General features: G+C 74.1%; 16 protein-coding genes. 12 read left to right on the top strand and 4 right to left on the bottom strand.

The genetic code is table 11. The features are described 5' to 3' along the window. The first annotated feature begins 18 nt into the window (after window positions 1-18). The 3 genes from EDD33_RS19250 to EDD33_RS20190 are packed head-to-tail and all read left to right on the top strand — an operon-like array spanning window position 19 to window position 2,193. Window positions 19-1,848, top strand: a complete 1,830-nt coding sequence (locus tag EDD33_RS19250) for a hypothetical protein (RefSeq protein WP_123392719.1) — start codon at window positions 19-21, stop codon at window positions 1,846-1,848. After that, window positions 1,845-2,030 carry a hypothetical protein gene (locus tag EDD33_RS19245; RefSeq protein ID WP_123392717.1) on the top strand — a complete coding sequence of 62 codons (186 nt, stop codon included), beginning with the start codon at window positions 1,845-1,847 and terminating at the stop codon, window positions 2,028-2,030. Before EDD33_RS19250 ends, EDD33_RS19245 begins: the two co-directional genes overlap by 4 nt. 1 nt (window position 2,031) lies before the next feature. Beyond that, window positions 2,032-2,193, top strand: coding sequence for a hypothetical protein (locus EDD33_RS20190; protein ID WP_170169884.1), 162 nt, complete (start codon window positions 2,032-2,034; stop codon window positions 2,191-2,193). Between the two features lie 49 nt (window positions 2,194-2,242). Here the strand turns inward: EDD33_RS20190 and EDD33_RS19240 are convergent, their stop codons facing one another. Together EDD33_RS19240 and hppD are read right to left on the bottom strand one after the other, a co-directional pair. After that, on the bottom strand, window positions 2,243-4,009 hold the full coding sequence (locus EDD33_RS19240; protein ID WP_211332603.1) for an alpha-glucosidase: 1,767 nt from the start codon (window positions 4,007-4,009) through the stop codon (window positions 2,243-2,245). Between the two features lie 37 nt (window positions 4,010-4,046). After that, complete coding sequence (gene hppD, locus EDD33_RS19235; RefSeq protein WP_123392716.1) at window positions 4,047-5,252, bottom strand: 4-hydroxyphenylpyruvate dioxygenase; 1,206 nt, start codon at window positions 5,250-5,252, stop codon at window positions 4,047-4,049. A gap of 132 nt (window positions 5,253-5,384) precedes the next feature. Between hppD and EDD33_RS19230 the strand changes: the two genes are divergently transcribed. The 3 genes from EDD33_RS19230 (at window position 5,385) to EDD33_RS19220 (ending at window position 9,932) form a co-directional block, all read left to right on the top strand. Further along, window positions 5,385-5,894: an Lrp/AsnC family transcriptional regulator gene (locus EDD33_RS19230; RefSeq protein ID WP_123392714.1), complete on the top strand. Its 510-nt coding sequence runs from the start codon at window positions 5,385-5,387 to the stop codon at window positions 5,892-5,894. 331 nt (window positions 5,895-6,225) lie between these two features. Beyond that, window positions 6,226-8,496 carry a maltose alpha-D-glucosyltransferase gene (gene treS / locus EDD33_RS19225; RefSeq protein ID WP_123392713.1) on the top strand — a complete coding sequence of 757 codons (2,271 nt, stop codon included), beginning with the start codon at window positions 6,226-6,228 and terminating at the stop codon, window positions 8,494-8,496. Further along, complete coding sequence (locus tag EDD33_RS19220; RefSeq protein ID WP_123392711.1) at window positions 8,493-9,932, top strand: amidase; 1,440 nt, start codon at window positions 8,493-8,495, stop codon at window positions 9,930-9,932. The genes treS and EDD33_RS19220 overlap by 4 nt, the downstream gene beginning before the upstream one ends. Here the strand turns inward: EDD33_RS19220 and EDD33_RS20745 are convergent. Then, on the bottom strand, window positions 9,929-10,330 hold the full coding sequence (locus EDD33_RS20745; protein WP_170169883.1) for an Asp23/Gls24 family envelope stress response protein: 402 nt from the start codon (window positions 10,328-10,330) through the stop codon (window positions 9,929-9,931). The genes EDD33_RS19220 and EDD33_RS20745 overlap by 4 nt on opposite strands. A gap of 116 nt (window positions 10,331-10,446) precedes the next feature. Between EDD33_RS20745 and EDD33_RS19210 the strand changes: the two genes are divergently transcribed. Further along, window positions 10,447-11,205: a TetR/AcrR family transcriptional regulator C-terminal domain-containing protein gene (locus tag EDD33_RS19210; protein ID WP_123392709.1), complete on the top strand. Its 759-nt coding sequence runs from the start codon at window positions 10,447-10,449 to the stop codon at window positions 11,203-11,205. A 68-nt stretch (window positions 11,206-11,273) separates the two neighbouring features. Here the strand turns inward: EDD33_RS19210 and EDD33_RS19205 are convergent, their stop codons facing one another. Beyond that, window positions 11,274-12,527 carry an ROK family transcriptional regulator gene (locus tag EDD33_RS19205; RefSeq protein ID WP_246003619.1) on the bottom strand — a complete coding sequence of 418 codons (1,254 nt, stop codon included), beginning with the start codon at window positions 12,525-12,527 and terminating at the stop codon, window positions 11,274-11,276. Window positions 12,528-12,667: 140 nt separating this feature from the next. On the opposite strand from EDD33_RS19205, the gene zwf reads away from it, so the two are divergent. The 5 genes from zwf to EDD33_RS19180 all read left to right on the top strand — a co-directional run bounded on the left by zwf (window position 12,668) and on the right by EDD33_RS19180 (window position 19,592). Further along, window positions 12,668-14,140, top strand: coding sequence for a glucose-6-phosphate dehydrogenase (gene zwf, locus EDD33_RS19200; protein ID WP_123392706.1), 1,473 nt, complete (start codon window positions 12,668-12,670; stop codon window positions 14,138-14,140). Window positions 14,141-14,163: 23 nt separating this feature from the next. Beyond that, entirely contained in the window at window positions 14,164-16,035 is a 1,872-nt protein-coding gene (gene edd / locus EDD33_RS19195; protein WP_123392705.1) for a phosphogluconate dehydratase, read from the top strand. Beyond that, complete coding sequence (eda, locus tag EDD33_RS19190) at window positions 16,028-16,678, top strand: bifunctional 4-hydroxy-2-oxoglutarate aldolase/2-dehydro-3-deoxy-phosphogluconate aldolase (RefSeq protein WP_123392704.1); 651 nt, start codon at window positions 16,028-16,030, stop codon at window positions 16,676-16,678. Before edd ends, eda begins: the two co-directional genes overlap by 8 nt. A 278-nt stretch (window positions 16,679-16,956) precedes the next feature. Further along, window positions 16,957-17,874 carry a homocysteine S-methyltransferase gene (mmuM, locus tag EDD33_RS19185; protein WP_123392702.1) on the top strand — a complete coding sequence of 306 codons (918 nt, stop codon included), beginning with the start codon at window positions 16,957-16,959 and terminating at the stop codon, window positions 17,872-17,874. A 101-nt stretch (window positions 17,875-17,975) separates the two neighbouring features. Further along, entirely contained in the window at window positions 17,976-19,592 is a 1,617-nt protein-coding gene (locus tag EDD33_RS19180) for an amidohydrolase (RefSeq protein WP_246003618.1), read from the top strand. Window positions 19,593-19,596: the final 4 nt, after the last annotated feature.

Raw genomic sequence — 19,596 nt, 5'->3', positions numbered from 1 at the left:
CATCGAAATATGTCATGGTTGAGCACGGCCCTCCCCCTCGCTGCCGGCGAGACGCGCCCCGCCGGCGCCGCCCCGCTCGACCAGGTGGTGCTCGCCACCGGCGTCGTCGTGGTCCTGAGCGCCCTCCTGGGCTGGGCGCTGGTCGGTCACCGCACCGGCCGCAACCGGTTCTTCGCGCGACTCGTGGCGTGGTTCGAGCGCCTGCCCGCGTTCCGCGGCGTCGCCGGCTGGGCGACCCTGCCGCTGATGCTGGCGATGGTCTCGCTGATCACGGCCCTGCTGGGGATGTACTGGGACATCGCCCTGCACATCGGGGTCGGGCGCGACGAGGGGCCGCTGGCCAACCCGGCGCACTACCCGATCCTGCTGGGCCTGTTCGGCCTCAGCGCCTCCGGCGCGATCGCCTGCACCCTGCCCACCGCCGAGCAGGCCGGACCCGCCGCGCTGCGCGTCTCGCGGCGCTGGCGGATGCCGGTCGGCGGCGTGCTGCTCACCGGCGCCGGGGCCTACGCCCTGCTCGGGTTCCCGCTCGACGACGTCTGGCACCGGCTCTTCGGCCAGGACGTCACGCTCTGGGGCCCGACCCACCTGATGCTCATCGGCGGCGCCGGGCTCTCGCTGGTCGCCATGGCGGTGCTGCTCGAGGAGGGCACCGACCGCTCGGTCGCGCCGGACGCCTCGACGCGACGCCGCCACTACCTGATGCGGGTCGGCGTCACCGGCGGCATGCTCATCGGGCTCTCGGTCTTCCAGGCCGAGTGGGACTTCGGCGTCCCGCAGTTCCGGCTGGTGCTGCACCCGCTGCTGATCGCGGTCGCCGCCGGCCTGTCGCTGGTGACCGCCCGGCTCTGGCTGGGTCGCGGCGGTGCGCTCGCCGCGGTCGGCTTCTACGTGCTGGTGCGCGGCGGCGTCAGCGTGGTCGTCGGCCCCTGGGTGATCGGCGAGCTCTGGTCGGCGATCCCGCTCTACGTCGTCGAGGCGCTGTGCGTCGAGGCCGCCGCCCTCGTGGTGGCCCGCCGCCCGCTGCGGCTGGGCGTGGTCTCCGGGCTGCTGATCGGCACCGTCGGGTTCGCGGGCGAGCACGCCTGGACGCAGGCGGTCTTCCCGCTGCCGTGGACCAGCGACGTCCTCGTCGAGGGCGTGCTGCTGGCGGTCGTCGGCGGCGTGGCCGGCGGGGTGCTCGGTGCGCTGCTGGTGATGGGGCTGGAGGGCACGCTGCCGCGTCGTGCGCTCGTGCGGGTGCTGTTCGCGGCGGCCGTACTGGCCATCGCCGCCGGCGTGGTCGACGGCCTGCGCACCACCCGGCCCGACGACCTCACCGCCAGCCTCGAGCTCGCCACCGAGTCCCGCGGCGAGGCGGACACCACCGACGCGACCGTCCGCTTCGACCGGCCCCCCGTCGTCGGCGAGGAGCCCGCGTGGCTGACGATCACCGCCTGGCAGGGCGGCGGGTCGCAGGGCCTCCACGTCGCGCCGCTGCGCGAGATCTCCCCCACGGTGTGGGAGACCACCGAGCCGATGCCCGTGGGCGGCACCTGGAAGACGATGGTGCGGCTGCAGGACGGACGCGACATCGCGGCGCTGCCGGTCTTCCTGCCCTCGGACCGGGCGCTGGGCGAGGACGTCGTCGCCGCCCGCGACGCCACCCGCTCCTTCGCCGGCGAGAAGTCGATCCTGCAGCGCGAGCTCGACGACGACATCCCGGCCTGGCTGTGGACCGTCGCCGGCCTGGTCGTGCTGCTCTGCTCCACGGTGCTGGTGCTGGCGCTCGGCTGGGGCGTCTCGCGCTACCACCGGCTCGCGTCCTCGCACCACCGCGCCGCGACCCGCACCGGGGTCGCCGCGTGACCCTCCTCCACCTCGGAGCGCTGCACGCCGTCGAGTGGGTGATGTTCCTGGCGCTGCTGCTGGGGCCCGTCGCCGCGCTCGCCGCCACCGTCGTGGTCGTACGCCGCCGCGACGAGCGCGAGGCAGCGCTCGAGGAGCAGCACCACCTGACCGCCCCCCGCACCCCCACCGAAGGAAGCTGACATGCTCAACGCCCTCTCCGGCATCGGAGCCCTCCAGGACCAGCTGGTCCGCACCAACGAGCTCCTCGCCCAGGTGCTCGCCGAGCTGACCCGCGTCAACGACGAGGGCCTGCGCCAGGTCGTCGAGGAGCTGCGCCAGCAGCGGTCCTCCCCCGACGCCTGAGTCGTGTGCCCGAGGACGCGCCGTGGCGCGTCGCCAGGCACACGACTGCTCAGCTGCGCAGCACGCGCACGCCCCACGGGCCGAGCACGTCGCTCGCCCCGCTGTCCGGCTCGTTGGTGAGCACGACCTCGGCACCGTCGGGCACGGGCACGCCCTCGGCCACCGGGTCGAGCGGGCCGTCGCTGGAGAGGTTGGCCACGACGGTCAACCTCACGCCGTCGTGCTCGCGGGTGAAGGCGTAGAGCTGCTCGTGCTCGGGCACCAGCATCGTGAAGTCGCCCCGGGCCACCACCGGCTCGTCGTGGCGCAGCGCGATCAGGCGACGGTAGTAGGAGTAGACGGAGTCGGCGTCGTCGTACTGGCTCTCGGCGTTGATCTCGACGTGGTTGGGGTTGACCAACAGCCACGGCTCGCCGGTGGTGAACCCGGCGTGCCGGCCGGCCGTCCACTGCACCGGCGTACGCGCGTTGTCGCGGCTCTTGGTGCGCAGCGCCGCCAGCACCGCCTCGGGGTCCTCCCCGCGCGCGAGCGCCTCGCGGTGGTGGCCGAGCGACTCGACGTCGTCGAAGTCCTCGATGGAGGCGAACGGCGCGTTGGTCATGCCCAGCTCCTCGCCCTGGAAGACGTACGCCGTCCCGCGGTGCAGCTGCAGCACCGTGCCCAGGGCCGTCGCCGACCGGACGCGGTGCTCCGGGGAGTCGTCGCCGAAGCGGCTGACCGGCCGCGGCTGGTCGTGGTTGCTCCAGTAGAGGCTGTTCCAGCCCACGTCCGCGAGCCCGGTCTGCCAGGCGCCGAGGCTGCGCTTGAGCGCGCTGAGCGGCAGCGGCACCACGTCCCACTTCCCGCCGGGGCCGGAGTCGAGGTCGACGTGCTCGAAGGTGAAGATCATGTCGACCTCGCGCCGGGCGGGGTCGGTGTAGAGCCGGGCGTGCTCGACGGTCGTCACCGGCATCTCACCGACGGTCACCAGCCCCGCCGGCCGCCCGTCGAAGACCTCGCGGTGCATCTCGGCGAGGAGCTCGTGGATGCGCGGGCCGTTGAAGACGTGCGGTGCCGGGTCGCCGTACGCCGTGTGGTCGGTGCCGCCGGAGGTGTCCTCGGGTGCCTCCCCGAGCGGGGTGTCCTCGAGGCCCGGGCTGCCCGGCACCACCCGCTTGGAGATCATGTTGACGACGTCCATCCGGAAGCCGTCGACGCCGCGGTCGAGCCACCAGCGCATCATCGAGTAGACCGCCTCGCGCAGCGGCGGGTGCTCCCAGTTGAGCTCGGGCTGCTCGGGGGCGAAGAGGTGCAGGTAGTACTCCCCCGTCGCCTCGTCCCACTCCCACGCCGGGCCCGAGAACACCGAGCCCCAGTTGGTCGGCTCGGCCCCGGGCTCGCCGCCGACGTGGCCCTCGCGGGGCGGCCGCCACCAGTAGAAGTCGCGGTAGGGGCTCTGCGTCGACGACCGGGCGTCGAGGAACCACGGGTGCTGGTCGCTGGTGTGGTTGACCACGAGGTCCATCACGATCCGGATGCCGCGCGCGTGCGCCTGCGCGAGGAGGTCGTCCAGCTGCGCCAGCGTGCCGAGCTCCGGCGCGACGTCCTGGTAGTCGCTGATGTCGTAGCCGTTGTCGACCATGGGCGAGGCGTAGACCGGGCTCAGCCAGACCGCGTCCACGCCCAGCCGCTCCAGGTGGTCGAGCTTCGCGATCACCCCGCCCAGGTCGCCGATGCCGTCGCCGTCGCTGTCGGCGAAGCTGCGGGGGTAGACCTGGTAGATCACCCCCGCGTGCCACCAGGGGATCTCGCTCGGTCCGGCGCTCGTCTCGCTCACGCCGAGGACCCTACAAAGGCCCGGCCGTCGACCCGCCTCAGAAGTTGCCGCGCTTCTCCTGCTCGCGCTCGATGGCCTCGAAGAGGGCCTTGAAGTTGCCCTTGCCGAAGCCGAGCGAGCCGTGGCGCTCGATCAGCTCGAAGAACACCGTGGGACGGTCGCCGACCGGCTTGGTGAAGATCTGCAGCAGGTAGCCGTCCTCGTCGCGGTCGACCAGGATGCCGCGGCGCTGCAGCTCCTCGATCGGCACCCGCACCTCGCCGATCCGCTGGCGCAGCTCGGGGTCCTCGTAGTAGCTGTCGGGCGTCGCCAGGAACTCGATGCCCTCGGTGCGCAGCGCGTCGACGGTGCGCAGGATGTCGTTCGTGGCCAGGGCCAGGTGTTGGGCGCCGGGGCCGCCGTAGAACTCGAGGTACTCGTCGATCTGGCTCTTCCTCGCCGCCACCGCGGGCTCGTTGAGCGGGAACTTGACCCGGTGGTTGCCGTTGGCGACGACCTTGCTCATCAGGGCGGAGTAGTCGGTGGCGATGTCGTCGCCGATGAACTCGGCCATGTTGGTGAAGCCCATGACCCGGCGGTAGAAGTCGACCCACTGGTCCATCTGGCCGAGCTCGACGTTGCCCACGACGTGGTCGAGGGCCTGGAACAGCCGCTTCGGGGCCCCGTCGCGCCGGGCGTAGGAGGACGTGCGCTCGACGTACCCCGGGAGGTAGGGGCCGGTGTAGCCGCTGCGGTCGACGAGCGTGTGCCGCGTCTCGCCGTACGTCGCGACGGCGGCCCGGCGGACCGTGCCGTGCTCGTCGGTCAGGTCGTGCGGCTCCTCCAGCACGACCGCGCCCTGCGCCCGGGCGTGGGCGACGCAGCGGTCGACGTCGACGACCTCGAGGGCGATGTCGGTGACGCCGTCGCCGTGGCGGGCGTGGTGGGCGATCACCGCGGACCCGGGCGCGACACCGCCGTTGACGACGAACCGCACCGCGCCGCTCTCCAGCACGAACGAGTGGTGGTCGCGGTTGCCGGTCTCGGGGCCGGAGTAGGCGACCAGGCGCATCCCGAACGCGGAGGTGAAGAAGTGGGCGGTCTGGGTGGCGTTGCCGACCGCCCACACCACGGCGTCCCAGCCCACGACGGGGAACGGGTCGGCGGCGGCGTCGTGCTCGACGAGGCCGACGAGCTGCTGCAGGGTGCCCAGGTCGAGGTCGGCGAGGCGCTCTGCGTCGGTGAGGGTCTGCTCCAGGGTCATGGGCCGATGCTGGCCCTCGCCGCGCCGCTGCTCAACCTGCGCGTGCGCGACTGGTCAGGTTGTCGGTTCTGGCCGGACCGGACCGCTCGGAACTGGTCAGGTTGACCAGCCGGGCGCGTCTAGGCTGGTCGCATGGCCCACCCGCTCGACGCCCTCGACCTCGCCCTGCTCGAGGCGCTGCGCGACCACCCCCGCGCGGGCGACCTCGAGCTCTCCCGGCTGCTCTCGGTCGCCCGGGCCACGGTGCAGAGCCGGCTGGCCCGGCTGACCGAGGCCGGCGTGGTGCGGGGGTGGAGCCCGCAGGTGTCGTTGGAGGCGGCGGGGTTCGGCGTCGCGGCGTACGTCTCCCTGGAGATCGCCCAGGGCGCGCTCGACTCCGTCCGCGAGGAGCTGCTCGCCATCCCCGGGGTGGTCGAGGCGTTCGTGACGACCGGCACCTCCGACGTGCTGTGCCGCGTCGCGGCCGCCAGCCACGCGGGCCTCCAGGACGTGCTGCTCGACCTCAACCGCAGCGGCTCGGTCGTCCGGTCGACCAGCGTGATGGTGCTCTCGACGCTGATCGAGCCCCGCGTGCTGCCGCTGCTGGCGACCACGGCCGCCGAGCGGTCGCCGCGCGCCCCGGCGTACCGCTCCCCCACCTGAGCCGCTTCGGCCGGGCCGCGGACGCGGCGGCGGGGCGGGCGGGGCACGCGGGGCACGCGGACGGCTTGTAAATCGGGGTTATGGACGCTTCACACGTGCTGTTCCGCCCCTCGACCGTCCACGAACCCGCGCCAGATGACGACACGCCCGACGGGTCGGGCGGGACGCCGTGCCCGAGCGGACCGCGGGCCCGGGACGCCGTACGCCGCCTCCTGGCGAGGGTTGTGGACGGTTCCGCCCCGGCAGGACCCGTGTTGAGCGTCCATAACCCCGATTTACATGTGGGCGGCCCGCGGGATTGAGAACCACCGCCCGTGGAAACATCACCCGCATGGCCGACTCCCCCCAGACCGACCCCCAGGACGACCTCGGCACCGACCCCACGGAGTCGACCGAGCACGAGCCCTCGGAGATCACCTACTCCGAGCAGTTCTTCCCCGCCCGGCCGCGGTCGCTGAAGCCGCGGGCCCGGCTGCGCCCGCAGGGCAGCCCGACGCACGGCGAGGACCGCACCGGGGAGGCGACGGGCACCAACCCGTTCTACGTCGCGTGGCTGCAGCGCAGCTCGATGCTGCGCGACGCCAACACGATCGCCGGTCAGTTCAGCGGCCGGGGCAGCATGTGGCAGCGGCCGTTCGCGACCCCCGACCCGCGCGCGGCGATCCGCACCGCCGGCGTGTGGTTCACCGCCTACCCGCTGTCGATGCTGACCAAGCCCGGCCACTCCTTCCTCGGCACGCTCGCCGACGACGACCTGTGGCAGGTGTTCGAGGAGATCGGCATCAACGCGCTCCACACCGGGCCGGTCAAGCGCGCCGGCGGTCTGACCGGGTGGCAGCCCACCCCCAGCGTCGACGGCCACTTCGACCGGATCAGCACCGAGATCGACTCGGCGTTCGGCACCGAGGACGACTTCCGCACGATGTGCGAGGTCGCCGGCGAGCACGGCGGCACGATCATCGACGACATCGTGCCGGGCCACACCGGCAAGGGCGCCGACTTCCGGCTCGCCGAGATGGGGGTGGAGGACTACCCCGGGATCTACCACATGGTGGAGATCGAGCCCGAGGACTGGCACCTGCTGCCCGACGTCGAGCCCGGACGCGACTCGCAGAACCTCGACGCCGAGGCCGAGGAGCGCCTGTCGAGGGCCGGCTACATCATCGGCCAGCTGCAGCGCGTGATCTTCCACGACCCCGGGGTCAAGGACACCAACTGGTCGGTGACCTCCGCCGTGGTCGGGCCCGACGGCGTGGAGCGCCGCTGGGTCTACCTGCACTACTTCAAGGAGGGCCAGCCCTCGATCAACTGGCTCGACCCGTCCTTCGCCGGCATGCGACTGGTCTTCGGCGACGCGCTGCACTCCCTGGGCGACCTCGGCTCGGGCGCGCTGCGGCTCGACGCCAACGGCTTCCTGGGCGTCGAGATCGGCGCCGAGGGGCTGCCGGCGTGGTCCGAGGGGCACCCGCTCTCGGAGGCGGCCAACCACCTGATCGCGAGCATGGTCCGCAAGGTCGGCGGCTTCACCTTCCAGGAGCTCAACCTCACCATCGACGACATCCGCGAGACCTCGCGCGCCGGGGCCGACCTGTCCTACGACTTCGTCAACCGTCCGGCCTACCACCACGCCCTGGCCTGCGCGGACACCGAGTTCCTGCGGCTCACGCTCAACCTCTCCCTCGAGCACGACGTGCCGCCGATCGGGCTGGTGCACGCCCTGCAGAACCACGACGAGCTGACCTACGAGCTGGTGCACTTCGCCACCCGCCACAAGGACGACGAGTACACCTTCCGCGGCGACACGGTCCTCGGCGGCGACCTCGCCGAGACGGTGCGCGCCGACCTGCTCGAGCGGCTGACGGGCGACGCGGCGCCGTACAACGCGGTGTTCACCACCAACGGCATCGCCTCGACGACGGCCAGCATCATCGCCGCCTCCCTCGGCATCACCGACCTCGACGACATCGACGCGGCGAGCATCGAGGAGATCCAGCAGGCCCACCTGCTGCTGGCGATGTTCAACGCCTGGCAGCCGGGCGTCTTCGCGCTCTCGGGCTGGGACCTGTGCGGCATGCTCCCGCTGCCGCGCGAGCAGGTGCGCGGGCTGCTGCGCGGCGGGGACACGCGGTGGATCCACCGGGCGGCGTACGACCTGATGGCGTACGGCGAGAACGACCGCTTCACCGGCATGCCGCAGGGCACCAGCCTCTACGGCCCCCTGCCCGAGCAGCTGGAGCGCCCGGGCTCGTTCGCCCGCGAGCTCAAGACCGTGCTGGCCGTGCGTGACTCCTCCGGCGTGGCCACCGCCACCCAGGTCGACGTGCCACCGGTCTCGCACCGCGGGATGCTGGTGATGGTGCACCTGCTGGCCGACGGCAGCCACGAGGTGACGGTGCTGAACTTCTCCACCGAGGAGGTCCAGGGCACGGTGCGCTCCAAGCACCTCGTGCCGGGCTCGCTGGTGACCGACCTCGCCGACGGGATGGAGATGGGCACCGTCGACGACCTGATGGCCTTCAGCGTCACGCTCGCCCCGCACGAGGGACTCGCGCTCCACGTCGAGCCGCCGACGCCGCAGGAGGAGGACGAGGAGGGCGCGTGAACCTCGCCGACCTCTCCGCCCTCGACCTCTCCGGCGCCGTCGGGCGCCGGGAGGCCTCGTGCGTGGAGGTGATGACCGACCACCTCGACCGGATCGACGCCCTCGACCCGGTCGTCCACGCGGTCGTCGCCCGCCGCCCGCGCGAGGAGCTGCTCGCCGAGGCCGCCGCGGCCGACGCCGAGCTGGCCGTCGGGCGGCCCCGCGGCTGGCTGCACGGGCTGCCCGTCGCGGTCAAGGACCTCAACGACGCCGCGGGGCTGCCGACCAGTCGGGGCTTCGTGGCCGACGCACCGCCCGCGACCAGCGACTCGCTCGTCGCCGCCCGGCTCCAGGCGGCCGGGGCGATCGTGGTCGGCAAGACCAACACCCCGGAGTTCGGCCTGGGGTCGCACACCTACAACTCCGTGCACGGCACCACGCTCAACGCCTGGGACCAGTCCCGCACCGCCGGCGGCAGCAGCGGCGGGGCGGCGGTCGCCGTGGCGCTGCGGATGCTGCCGGTCGCCGACGGGAGCGACTTCTTCGGCTCGCTGCGCAACCCGACCGGCTGGAACGACGTCTACGGGCTGCGGCCCTCGCTCGGCCGGGTGCCGCAGGTCGAGGGCGAGAGCTGGCTCTCCCGCGGCGGGGTCGACGGGCCGGTCGCGCGTACGGCGGCCGACCTCGCGGCGCTGCACCGCACCCTCGCGGGGCCGGACGCGCGCGACCCGCTGGGTCTCGGCGACCCGGGCGCCGGACCGGGACGGCCGGTGCGGGTGGGGTGGCTGGGTGACCTCGGCGGCTACCTGCCGATGGAGGCCGAGGTGCTCGAGATCTGCCACCGCGCGCTGCCGTCGTTCGGCGAGCTGGGCCTCGAGGTGGTCGAGGCCGCGCTGCCGGCGCACGGCCGGTTCGGCGGCCCGGAGGACCTCTGGCGCACCTGGCTGCCGTGGCGCCACTGGCTCGCCGGGTCCGCCCTCGCCCCGACGTACGCCGACCCGGTGCTGCGCGCCCGGATGAAGCCCGAGGCGAGGTTCGAGGTCGAGGGACTCCTCGGCGACGGCGACCGGCCCCCGCTCTCGGCCCACGAGGTGATGGTGGCCTCGGAGCTGCGCAGCGACCTGTTCCGGGCGGTGCTGGGGCTCTTCGACGAGGTCGACCTGCTGGTGCTGCCGACCGCCCAGGTGATGCCGTTCGACGCACGCCTCGACTGGCCGCGCGAGGTGGCCGGGGTGGCGATGTCGTCCTACCACCGCTGGATGGAGGTCAGCGCGCTCGGCACCCTGCTGGGCACCCCGGTGCTCGCGATGCCCGCGGGGTTCTCGGCCGCGGGCCTGCCGATGGGCCTCCAGGTGATCGGGCGGCCGCGCGCCGACGACGACCTGCTCGCGCTGGCCGCCGCCTGGGAGACCGTCACCGACCACCACCTGCGCCGGCCCCCGCTGCTCGGTCCCTAGTCGGCCTGCCCGACGGGCTGCCCGACCCGCTGCCCGACCGGCGCCGGCGCGACCAGCCCCACCACCTCGACGTCGACGCACGAGACGCGCAGCCCGGTCATCGCGGCCGTCACCCGCACCACCTCGCGCCGCAGCCGTGACGCCGCCCGGGGCAGCGAGGTGCCCCAGTGGCCGTGGACACGCAGCCGCACCCGCAACGAGCCGTCCGGGGCCACCTCGACCACGGCCGCGCCGTCCACCGGGCCGTCCACCGGGCCGTCCACCGGGCCGTCCACCGGGCCGTCCACCGGGCCGTCCACCGGGCCGTCCGGGTCGAGCCCGTCGGTCTGCGCGACGGCCAGGGCCGCGATGCGGGCCAGCGACCCCAGGTCGATCGAGGTGCGGGTCTGGGCCTCCATGCGGCGGTCCTCCTGGTCGTGCGGCGCCGGACTTACGTTGTAAGTCGAGACGAGCCTACGCCACGCCCGGGCGCCAGGGTGCTCCCGGATAGGCTCGGGGTGACGGAAGAGGTGCGATGGACGCGACACCAGGCTCGGCCCCGGGGCCGGACGCCGTGCCGGACGCCGACGCGGCCGTGGTCGCCGGTGAGCCCGTCCCCTCCGACCGCATCGCGCTCGACCGCGACCGCATCCTCGCCGCCGCGCTCGCGCACATCGACGAGCAGGGCCTCGCCGGCCTCACCATGCGTCGGCTCGGCCACCGCGTGGGCGTCGAGGCGATGTCGCTCTACCGCTACGTGCCCGGCAAGGAGGAGCTCCTCGACGGCGTCGTGGAGCTCCTCATCGGCGACCTCCGCATGGACCCCGACGTGCTGCACAGCCCGACCCACGGCTGGCAGGACTTCCTGCAGCGCCTCGCCCACGGCGTACGCCGGGTGGCGCTCGCCCACCCCCGGGCGTTCCCGCTCGTCGCCTCCCGTCCTCCCGAGGCGCCCTGGCTCCGGCCGCCGCTGCGCAGCCTGGAGTGGGTCGACGCCTTCCTCTCGGGCCTGCTCGAGGAGGGGTTCAGCGACGAGGCGGCCGTGGCGGCGTACCGCTCCTTCACCAGCTTCCTGCTCGGCACCCTGCTCCTGGAGGTCTCCGCCCACGGGGCCGACGTCGGACCGCTCGACGTGGTCGACGACCACCAGGCCGACGACGTGGAGGCGTCGCGGCACGCCACGGTCTGGCGGCTGCGCCACGACCTGGCCCACGACGCCTCGGCGTCGGAGTTCGAGGTGGCCCTCGAGGCGCTGCTCGAGCGGCTCACCCTGATCCGCTCCGAGCTCGGCTGACCCACCTCGGGACACCGGCGCTCCTCCGAGCGGCCGCTCGCGACGCCCCGTCCCGAGGTCGACGGGCCTCACGCGCCCCGGGCGGCCAGCAACCGGTCGACGGCGGTGGAGTCGAGCACCTCGCGCAGGGCCAGCGCGGCGCAGCCGACGACGCCCGACCGCTCGCCGTGGGTGAGGGCGACGATGACGAGGTCGCGGGTGGCGAGCGCGGTGGCCAGGGAGTACAGCGACTCGCGCAGCCCGGCGACGAACGGGTCGTAGGCCCCGGCCAGGTCGCCGCCCACCACCACGGCCTCGGGGTTGAGCAGGTTGACGGCCGCGGCCAGCACCTCGCCGATCCGGCGGCCGGCCTCGCGCACGAGGTGGCGGGCCTCGGGGTCGCCCCGACCGGCCAGCGCCACGAGGTCGCGGACGTGGGAGACCTCGTGACCGGCCTCGCGGGCCGCCTGCACGAGCGCCCAGCCCGAGGCCAGTGACTCCAGGCAGCCGGACTCGCCGCAGCGGCACGCCATCCCGGTCGCGGCCGGCACCTTGGTGTGGCCGATCTCGCCGCCCGCGCCGAGGCCGCCGCGGACCAGCCGGCCGCCGGTGACCACGCCGACGCCGATGCCGGTGGAGGCCTTGAGGAAGAGCAGGTCGCGGTGGGCCTCGAGGTGGCCGCGCCGCTCCGAGAGCGCCATCACGTTGGCGTCGTTGTCGACGAAGACCGGAGCGCCGGCGAGCTCCGCGACGTACGGCGCCAGCGCGACGCCGTCCCAGCCGGTCATGATGGGCGAGTCCAGGCTGGCCCCGGTGGCGGTGTCGACCGTGCCCGGGATGCTCAGCCCGACCGCCCGCACCTCCGCCGCGTCGCGTCCGAGCTCGCCGAGCAGCTCGCCGAGCGCCGCCACCACCCGCGGCATCAGCACGTCGGGGGTCAGGCCGACCTCCTGGTCGACGTCGCGGGCGAGGAGCACCTGGCCGTCGAGGTCGCACACCCCGAGCTGGGTCCGGCTGCGCCCGATCGCCGCGGCCAGCACCACCCCGGCCGCCCGGTCGAGCCGCAGCACGACGGGCGGGCGACCCGAGGCCGGGGGCCGGTCGGGGTCGGTGCCCTCGGCCACCAGGCCGACGTCGATGAGGGCCTGGACCCGGGCGGCGACCGCGGTGCGGGAGAGCCCCGTGAGCCGGGCGATGTCGCTGCGGGTGGCCACCACCCCGTCGCGGACCAGCGAGAACACCTCACCGGCCGTCGCGGTGTCGCCGGGGACGACGACCACGCCCGCGTGGCCCCCGCGGGCGCCACGCGGGCCGCCGGCGTTGCCGATCGCGGACAGGGTCACGACCCGCATTCAACCATCGGACCGCCGCGCAGACGTCTCCACTGGTCTATTTATGCCGTGGAAATACGTAACCCTGCTTGCAGCAGTGCACAACCCTCCCTACGGTGGTGTCTCGACCCAGTCACCCAGAGAGCCCCCCGATGTCCCCCTCGCACGGCCCTTCCCCCGTCCCCGCAGCCGACATCGTCGTCTTCGGTGGCACCGGCGACCTCGCCGTCCGCAAGCTGCTGCCGGCCCTCTACCTGCGCGACCGCGACGGCCAGCTGCCCCCGACCACCCGCATCGTCGCCACCTCCCGCGCCGGCCTCGACGAGGACGGCTACCGCGACAAGATCCGCGGCGACCTGCCCGCCTTCGTCCGCCCCGAGGAGCTCGACGACGCCGTCCTGACCCGCTTCATCGCCCGCCTGACCCACGTCAGCCTCGACATCGCCGACGACGACAGCTGGCCCGCCCTGGCCCGCGAGCTCCCCGACGCCGAGAAGGTGCGGGTCTTCTACCTCGCCATCGCCCCCTCGCTGTTCGGCACCGTCAGCGAGCAGCTGGACCGCCACGGCATGGTCACCCCGCAGTCGCGGCTGGTCCTGGAGAAGCCGCTGGGCCACGACCTGGCCTCGGCGCTGGCCATCAACGACGCCGTCGGCGCGGTGTTCGAGGAGCAGCAGATCTTCCGGATCGACCACTACCTCGGCAAGGAGAGCGTCCAGAACCTGCTGGTGACGCGCTTCGCCAACACCTTCCTCGAGCCGCTGTGGAACGCCACCTCGGTCGACCACGTGCAGATCACGGCCGCCGAGTCGCTCGGCGTCGGGTCGCGAGGCGGCTACTACGACGGCTCGGGCGCGCTGCGCGACATGGTGCAGAACCACCTGCTGCAGCTGCTCTGCCTCGTGGCGATGGAGCCCCCGACGTACGTCGGCCGCGAGACCGTGCGCGACGAGAAGCTCAAGGTCCTCCAGGCGCTCAAGCCGATCACCGGCACCGACGTCGACGACCACGTCGTCGCCGGGCAGTACCAGGCCGGGCTGGCGCAGGGTGCGGCCGTCGCGTCGTACCGCGAGGACGCGGAGCGGCCCGGCTCGGTCACCGAGACCTTCGTCGCGATCAAGGCCGAGGTGCAGAACTGGCGCTGGGCCGGCGTGCCGTTCTACCTGCGCACCGGCAAGCGGATGGAGGAGCGCTGCTCGGAGATCGTGATCCAGTTCCGGTCGGTGCCGCACCCGATGTTCCCCGACGCCGAGGGCACCAGCGAGCCCAACCGCCTCGTGATCCAGCTCCAGCCCGAGGAGGGCATGAAGCTGCACCTCACCGCCAAGGAGCCCGGTCCCGGCGGGATCCGGCTGCGGCCGGTCTCGCTCGACCTGAACTACGCGCAGACCTTCCAGAAGCACTCGCCCGAGGCCTACGAGCGGCTGCTCATGGACGTGGTGCGGGGCAACCCGACGCTGTTCATGCGCCGCGACGAGGTCGAGGCCGCCTGGCGGTGGATCGAGCCGATCCACGAGCGCTGGGCCCGACCCGAGCACGCCCCCCGCCGCTACCCGGCCGGCACCTCCGGCCCCTTCGCCGCCACGACGCTCATCGAGCGCGACGGCCGCTCCTGGCACGAGTGAGACCTCCCGAGGAGACCCCTGACATGACCGCACGCACCCTGCACCCCGTCCTGGCCGCGGTGACCGAGCGCATCACCGAGCGCAGCCGCGCCGACCGGGCGGCGTACCTCCGCCGGCTCGAGGAGTCCGCCACCCGCGGCCCGATGCGCACCAAGCTCGCCTGCGCCAACCTCGCCCACGGCTTCGCCGCCTCCGGGGAGGTCGACAAGGCCGCCCTGCGCGGCAAGGTCAAGCCCAACGTCGCGATCGTGTCGGCCTACAACGACATGCTCTCGGCCCACCAGCCCTTCGAGAGCTTCCCGGCCCAGATGAAGCAGGCCGTGCTGCGCTCGGGCGGCATCGCGCAGTTCGCCGGCGGGGTGCCCGCCATGTGCGACGGCATCACCCAGGGCCGCGACGGGATGCAGCTCTCGCTGTTCAGCCGCGACGTGATCGCGATGTCGACCGCGATCGCGCTCTCCCACGACATGTTCGACGCCGGCCTGATGCTCGGCGTCTGCGACAAGATCGTGCCCGGCATGCTCATCGGCGCCCTGTCCTTCGGCCACCTGCCGGCGATCTTCGTGCCGGCCGGCCCGATGACCTCGGGGCTGCCCAACGGCGAGAAGGCCCGGATCCGCCAGGCGTACGCCGCCGGCGAGGTCGACCGCGACGCGCTGCTCGAGGCCGAGTCCGCGTCGTACCACTCCGCCGGCACCTGCACCTTCTACGGCACCGCCAACAGCAACCAGATGCTGATGGAGGTGATGGGCCTGCACCTGCCGGGTGCGTCCTTCGTCAACCCCGGTACGCCGCTGCGCGCGGCGCTGACCGACGCCGCCGCCGCCCGCGCCGTCGAGCTGACCTCGTGGGGCGAGGAGTTCACCCCCCTGGGCCGGATCGTCGACGAGAAGGCGATCGTCAACGGCTGCGTGGCGCTGCTCGCGACCGGCGGCTCGACCAACCACACGCTGCACCTGGTCGCCATCGCCCGCGCCGCCGGCATCACGCTGACCTGGGACGACCTGGCCGAGCTGTCCGCGGTGGTCCCGCTGATGGCGCGCGTCTACCCCAACGGCAAGGCCGACATCAACCACTTCCACGCCGCCGGCGGGCTGGCCTTCACCGTCCACTCGCTGCTCAAGAACGGGCTGCTGCACGACGACGTCCACACCGTCGCCGGCCACGGCCTGTGGCGCTACACCACCGAGGCGCGGCTCGACCGCGGCACGCTGACCTGGGAGGAGGGCCCCAAGACCTCCCTCGACCTCGAGGTGCTGCGGCCCGCCGACGACCCGTTCAGCCGCGACGGGGGCCTGCGGATGCTCGAGGGCAACCTCGGCCGCTCGGTCGTCAAGACCTCCGCGGTCGCGCCCGAGCACCGCCAGGTCAAGGCGCCGGCGCGGGTCTTCGACGACCAGCTCGACTTCCTGCAGGCCTTCCAGGACGGCACCCTGACCGGCGACTTCGTCGCGGTGATCCGCTTCCAGGGACCGGCCGCCAACGGCATGCCCGAGCTGCACAAGCTCACCCCGGCGCTGGGCGTCCTCCAGGACCGCGGTCAGCGGGTCGCGATCGCCACCGACGGCCGGATGTCCGGCGCCTCGGGCAAGGTCCCCGCCGCCATCCACCTCACCCCGGAGGCCTCGGTGGGCGGCCCGATCGCCCGCGTCCGCGACGGCGACCTCGTCACCCTCGACGCCGACGCGGGGATCCTCGAGCTGCACGTCCCGGCCTACGAGCTGGAGCAGCGCCAGGTCGCCCGGGCCGACGACAGCCGCGTCTGGGGCACCGGTCGCGAGCTGTTCCACGCCTTCCGCACCGCCGTCGGTCCCGCCGACGAGGGCGCCAGCATCTTCCCCACCCACGAAGCCGCCCTCACCTCCACCGTCGCCCCGGAGCCCACCGATGACTGAGACCCTCACCCGTCCCGCCCCCGCCTGGGGCGGCCTCCTCGACACCGTCCCGGTCGTCCCCGTGGTCGTGCTGCACGACGTCGAGCACGCCGTGCCCGTCGCCGAGGCGCTGCTCGCGGGCGGCGTCCCCGTGATCGAGCTGACCCTGCGCACGCCGGCCGCGCTGGCCTGCGTGGAGCGGATCGCCGCCGAGGTGCCCGAGATCCTGCTCGGCGTCGGCACCGTCGTCACCCCCGCGAACGCCCGCGACGCCGCCTCCGCCGGCGCGCAGTTCCTCGTCTCGCCCGGCACCACCGAGACGCTGGCCGCCGCGATGCAGGCCACCGGGCTGCCCCACCTGCCCGGCGCGGCCACCGTCAGCGAGGTGCTGCGGCTGCTCGAGCTCGGCTACACCGAGTGCAAGCTCTTCCCCGCCGAGCAGTCCGGCGGCGCTGCGTTCCTGAAGTCGCTCGGCGCCCCGGTGCCGCAGGCCCGCTTCTGCCCGACCGGCGGCATCACGCCGGCCAGCGCCCCGGCGTACCTCGCCCTGGACAACGTCGGCTGCGTCGGCGGCTCCTGGCTCACCCCCGCCGACGCCGTCGCGTCGGCCGACTGGGCCCGCATCACCGACCTCGCGGCGGAGACGACCTACCTGCGGGGGTGAGGGGCAGTTTCACCGGCCAGCCGGTGAAACTGCCCGTCGATGTCCGGTTGGTCCGCTTCCGCGGGCAGTTTCCCGTACGTCGACGCCCGGTTCGTCCGCCTGCGACGCCCCAGCCGCCTCCCAGTCGGGACCCCGACGGTTGGCGGGTCGACCGTCCCCCGACGACAAGGGCACCTCCGTGCCCACCCGCTCGCTGCTCCGCACGACCGGAGCACCCGGGGCACCCGCCCCCCGCCGCGCACCCCGCGCCCAGCCCCGGGGCACGAGAGGATGACCCGGTGACGACCGACACCTCCCTCACCCGACGCCTCGCCGACGGCGGGGTGGTGGTCCTCGACGGCGGCCTCTCCAACGCGCTCGAGGACGCCGGCGCCGACCTGTCGTCCTCGCTGTGGACGGCGCGGCTGCTGCTCGACGAGCCCGAGCGGGTCGCGGCCGTGCACGAGGCCTACTTCCGCGCCGGCGCCGAGGTGGCGACCACCGCGTCCTACCAGGCCAGCGTGCCCAGCCTCGTCGACGCCGGCCTGACCCGCGCCGAGGCCGAGGCGCTGCTCACCGCGAGCGTCACCGTGGCCCGGGAGGTCCGCGACCGGGTGGCCGCCGAGACCGGCCGCGCGCTGTGGGTGGCCGCCTCGGTGGGTCCGTACGGCGCGGTGCTGGCCGACGGCTCGGAGTACACCGGTCGCTACGGACTCAGCCCCGCCCGGCTGCGCGACTTCCACGCGCCCCGCCTCGAGCTGCTCGCCGCCGCCGGCCCCGACCTGCTGGCCGTCGAGACCGTGCCGGACCTCGACGAGGCGGCCGTGCTGGTCGAGCTGCTCGACGAGCTCGGCCTGCCCGCCTGGCTGTCCTACAGCGTCGAGGGCGACCGCACCCGGGCCGGACAACCCCTCCCCGAGGCGTACGCCGTCGCCGCCGGCCGGCGCAGCCTCGTCGCCGCCGGCGTGAACTGCTCCGCGCCGGTCGACGTGCTCGGCGCGGTCCGCACCGCCACCCGCGTCACCGGCCTGCCGGCGGTCGTCTACCCCAACCGCGGGGAGGAGTGGGACGGCCGGCGCAAGGCCTGGAGCGGGGGCGGGGCCTTCGACCCCGCCCTGGTGCCGACCTGGGTCGACGCGGGCGCGCGCCTGGTCGGTGGCTGCTGCCGGGTGGGTCCGAGCGACATCGGGACGATCACCGGGGCTCTCGGGGGCTGACGCCCGTCGGGTGATCGCGCCCAGGTCCGGGCGGTGGACGACCCACCCGTGCTGACGCGGTTCCTGCGGCTGCAGCCGACCGACCCGGCATGATCGCCGGTGTGAGCCAGCCGCCCGTCACCGCCTTCGTCCACGCCCGGGTCTTCGACGGCCACCGCCACCGCGGCGAGGTCGGCGCGGTGCTGGTGCAGGAGGGCCGCGTCGTGGCCGTCGGCGAGGACGTGCCCGCGGGCGCGCGGGTCGTCGAGTGCGCGGGCGGCCTGCTCCTCCCCGGCTTCGTCGACGCCCACGTCCACACCGTGCAGGGCGGGCTGGAGCGGATCCGCTGCGACCTGTCGGACGGCCGCACCCGCGAGGACTACCTCGCGCGGGTCGCCGACCACGCCGCGGCGCACCCGGCCGACCCCTGGGTGCTCGGCGGCGGGTGGGGCATGTCGGCCTTCCCCGGAGGCACCCCGACGGCGGCCGACCTCGACACCGTGGTCGCCGACCGCCCGGCCTTCCTGCCCAACCGCGACCACCACGGCGCCTGGGTCAACACCCGGGCGCTGGAGCTCGCGGGCATCACCGCGGCCACGCCCGACCCGCCCGGGGGCCGGATCGAGCGCGACCCGACGGGCGCCCCGACCGGCACCCTCCACGAGGGCGCGATGGCACTGGTGGCGGCGCTCCTGCCACGCACCCTCGACACCGACTACGACCGGGCGCTGCTCGAGGGCCAGCGCCACCTCCACTCGCTCGGCGTCGTGGGCTGGCAGGACGCCATCGTGGGGTCCTACGCCGGCATGGACGACCCGGGTCCGGCGTACGTCCGGGCCGCCGAGCGCGGCGACCTCACCGGCCACGTCGTCGGGGCGCTGTGGTGGGACCGCGAGCAGGGGGCCGAGCAGGTCGCGTCGCTGGTGGAGCGGCGGGCGGCGTACACCCACGGCAGGTTCCGCGCCACGAGCGTGAAGATCATGCAGGACGGCGTCGCGGAGAACTTCACGGCCGCGATGAACGCGCCCTACCTCGACCGCTGCGGGCACGTCACCGCCAACCGCGGCCACTCCTTCGTCGACGCCGCCGCGCTGGGGCAGTACGTCGCCCTGCTCGCCGCGAGTGCCTTCCAGGTCCACGTCCACGCGATCGGCGACCGCGGGGTGCGCGAGGCGCTGGACGCCTTCGAGGGCCTGCCCGCCGGCGCCGACCTGCGCCACCACGTCGCCCACCTGCAGGTCGTCGACCCCGCCGACGTCCCCCGCTTCGCCGCGCTGGGCGTGGCCGCCAACGCGCAGGCGTTGTGGGCCTGCCACGACGACCAGATGGACGAGCTGACGCTGCCCTTCCTGGGGCCCGAGCGCAGCGCCTGGCAGTACCCCTTCGGATCGCTGCACGCCTCCGGCGCCCGGCTGGTGATGGGCAGCGACTGGCCGGTCTCCTCCCCCGACCCGCTCGCCGCGATCCACGTCGCGGTCAACCGGTGGGACCCCGAGGACGGCGATCCCGGGCGGCCGTTCCTGCCGGAGCAGGCGGTGTCGCTGGAGACCGCGTTCGCGGCGTACACCAGCGGGTCGGCCTGGGTGAACCACCGCGACGACGCGGGCACGATCGCGCCCGGCGCGGTCGCCGACCTGGTGTTGCTCGACCGCGACCCGTTCGCCGGGGAGCTCGCCTCGGTGGCCGGGGCGCGGGTGGTCTCGACGTGGGTCGACGGGACCCCGGTCCACGAGACGTAGTCCC

The organism is Nocardioides aurantiacus, assembly GCF_003752505.1.
GTDB classification, from domain to species: domain Bacteria; phylum Actinomycetota; class Actinomycetes; order Propionibacteriales; family Nocardioidaceae; genus Marmoricola; species Marmoricola aurantiacus.
Note: the sequence above shows the minus strand (reverse complement) of the source record. Positions and strands in the feature narration are given on the sequence as shown.

Coding starts and splice junctions, on each gene's coding strand:
- EDD33_RS20745 (WP_170169883.1), bottom strand. CDS start 10,330: ATGGAGGCCCAGACCCGCACCTCGATCGACCTGGGGTCGCTGGCCCGC.
- edd (WP_123392705.1), top strand. CDS start 14,164: ATGACCGCACGCACCCTGCACCCCGTCCTGGCCGCGGTGACCGAGCGC.
- EDD33_RS19230 (WP_123392714.1), top strand. CDS start 5,385: ATGGCCCACCCGCTCGACGCCCTCGACCTCGCCCTGCTCGAGGCGCTG.
- EDD33_RS20190 (WP_170169884.1), top strand. CDS start 2,032: ATGCTCAACGCCCTCTCCGGCATCGGAGCCCTCCAGGACCAGCTGGTC.
- eda (WP_123392704.1), top strand. CDS start 16,028: ATGACTGAGACCCTCACCCGTCCCGCCCCCGCCTGGGGCGGCCTCCTC.
- zwf (WP_123392706.1), top strand. CDS start 12,668: ATGTCCCCCTCGCACGGCCCTTCCCCCGTCCCCGCAGCCGACATCGTC.
- EDD33_RS19210 (WP_123392709.1), top strand. CDS start 10,447: ATGGACGCGACACCAGGCTCGGCCCCGGGGCCGGACGCCGTGCCGGAC.
- hppD (WP_123392716.1), bottom strand. CDS start 5,252: ATGACCCTGGAGCAGACCCTCACCGACGCAGAGCGCCTCGCCGACCTC.
- treS (WP_123392713.1), top strand. CDS start 6,226: ATGGCCGACTCCCCCCAGACCGACCCCCAGGACGACCTCGGCACCGAC.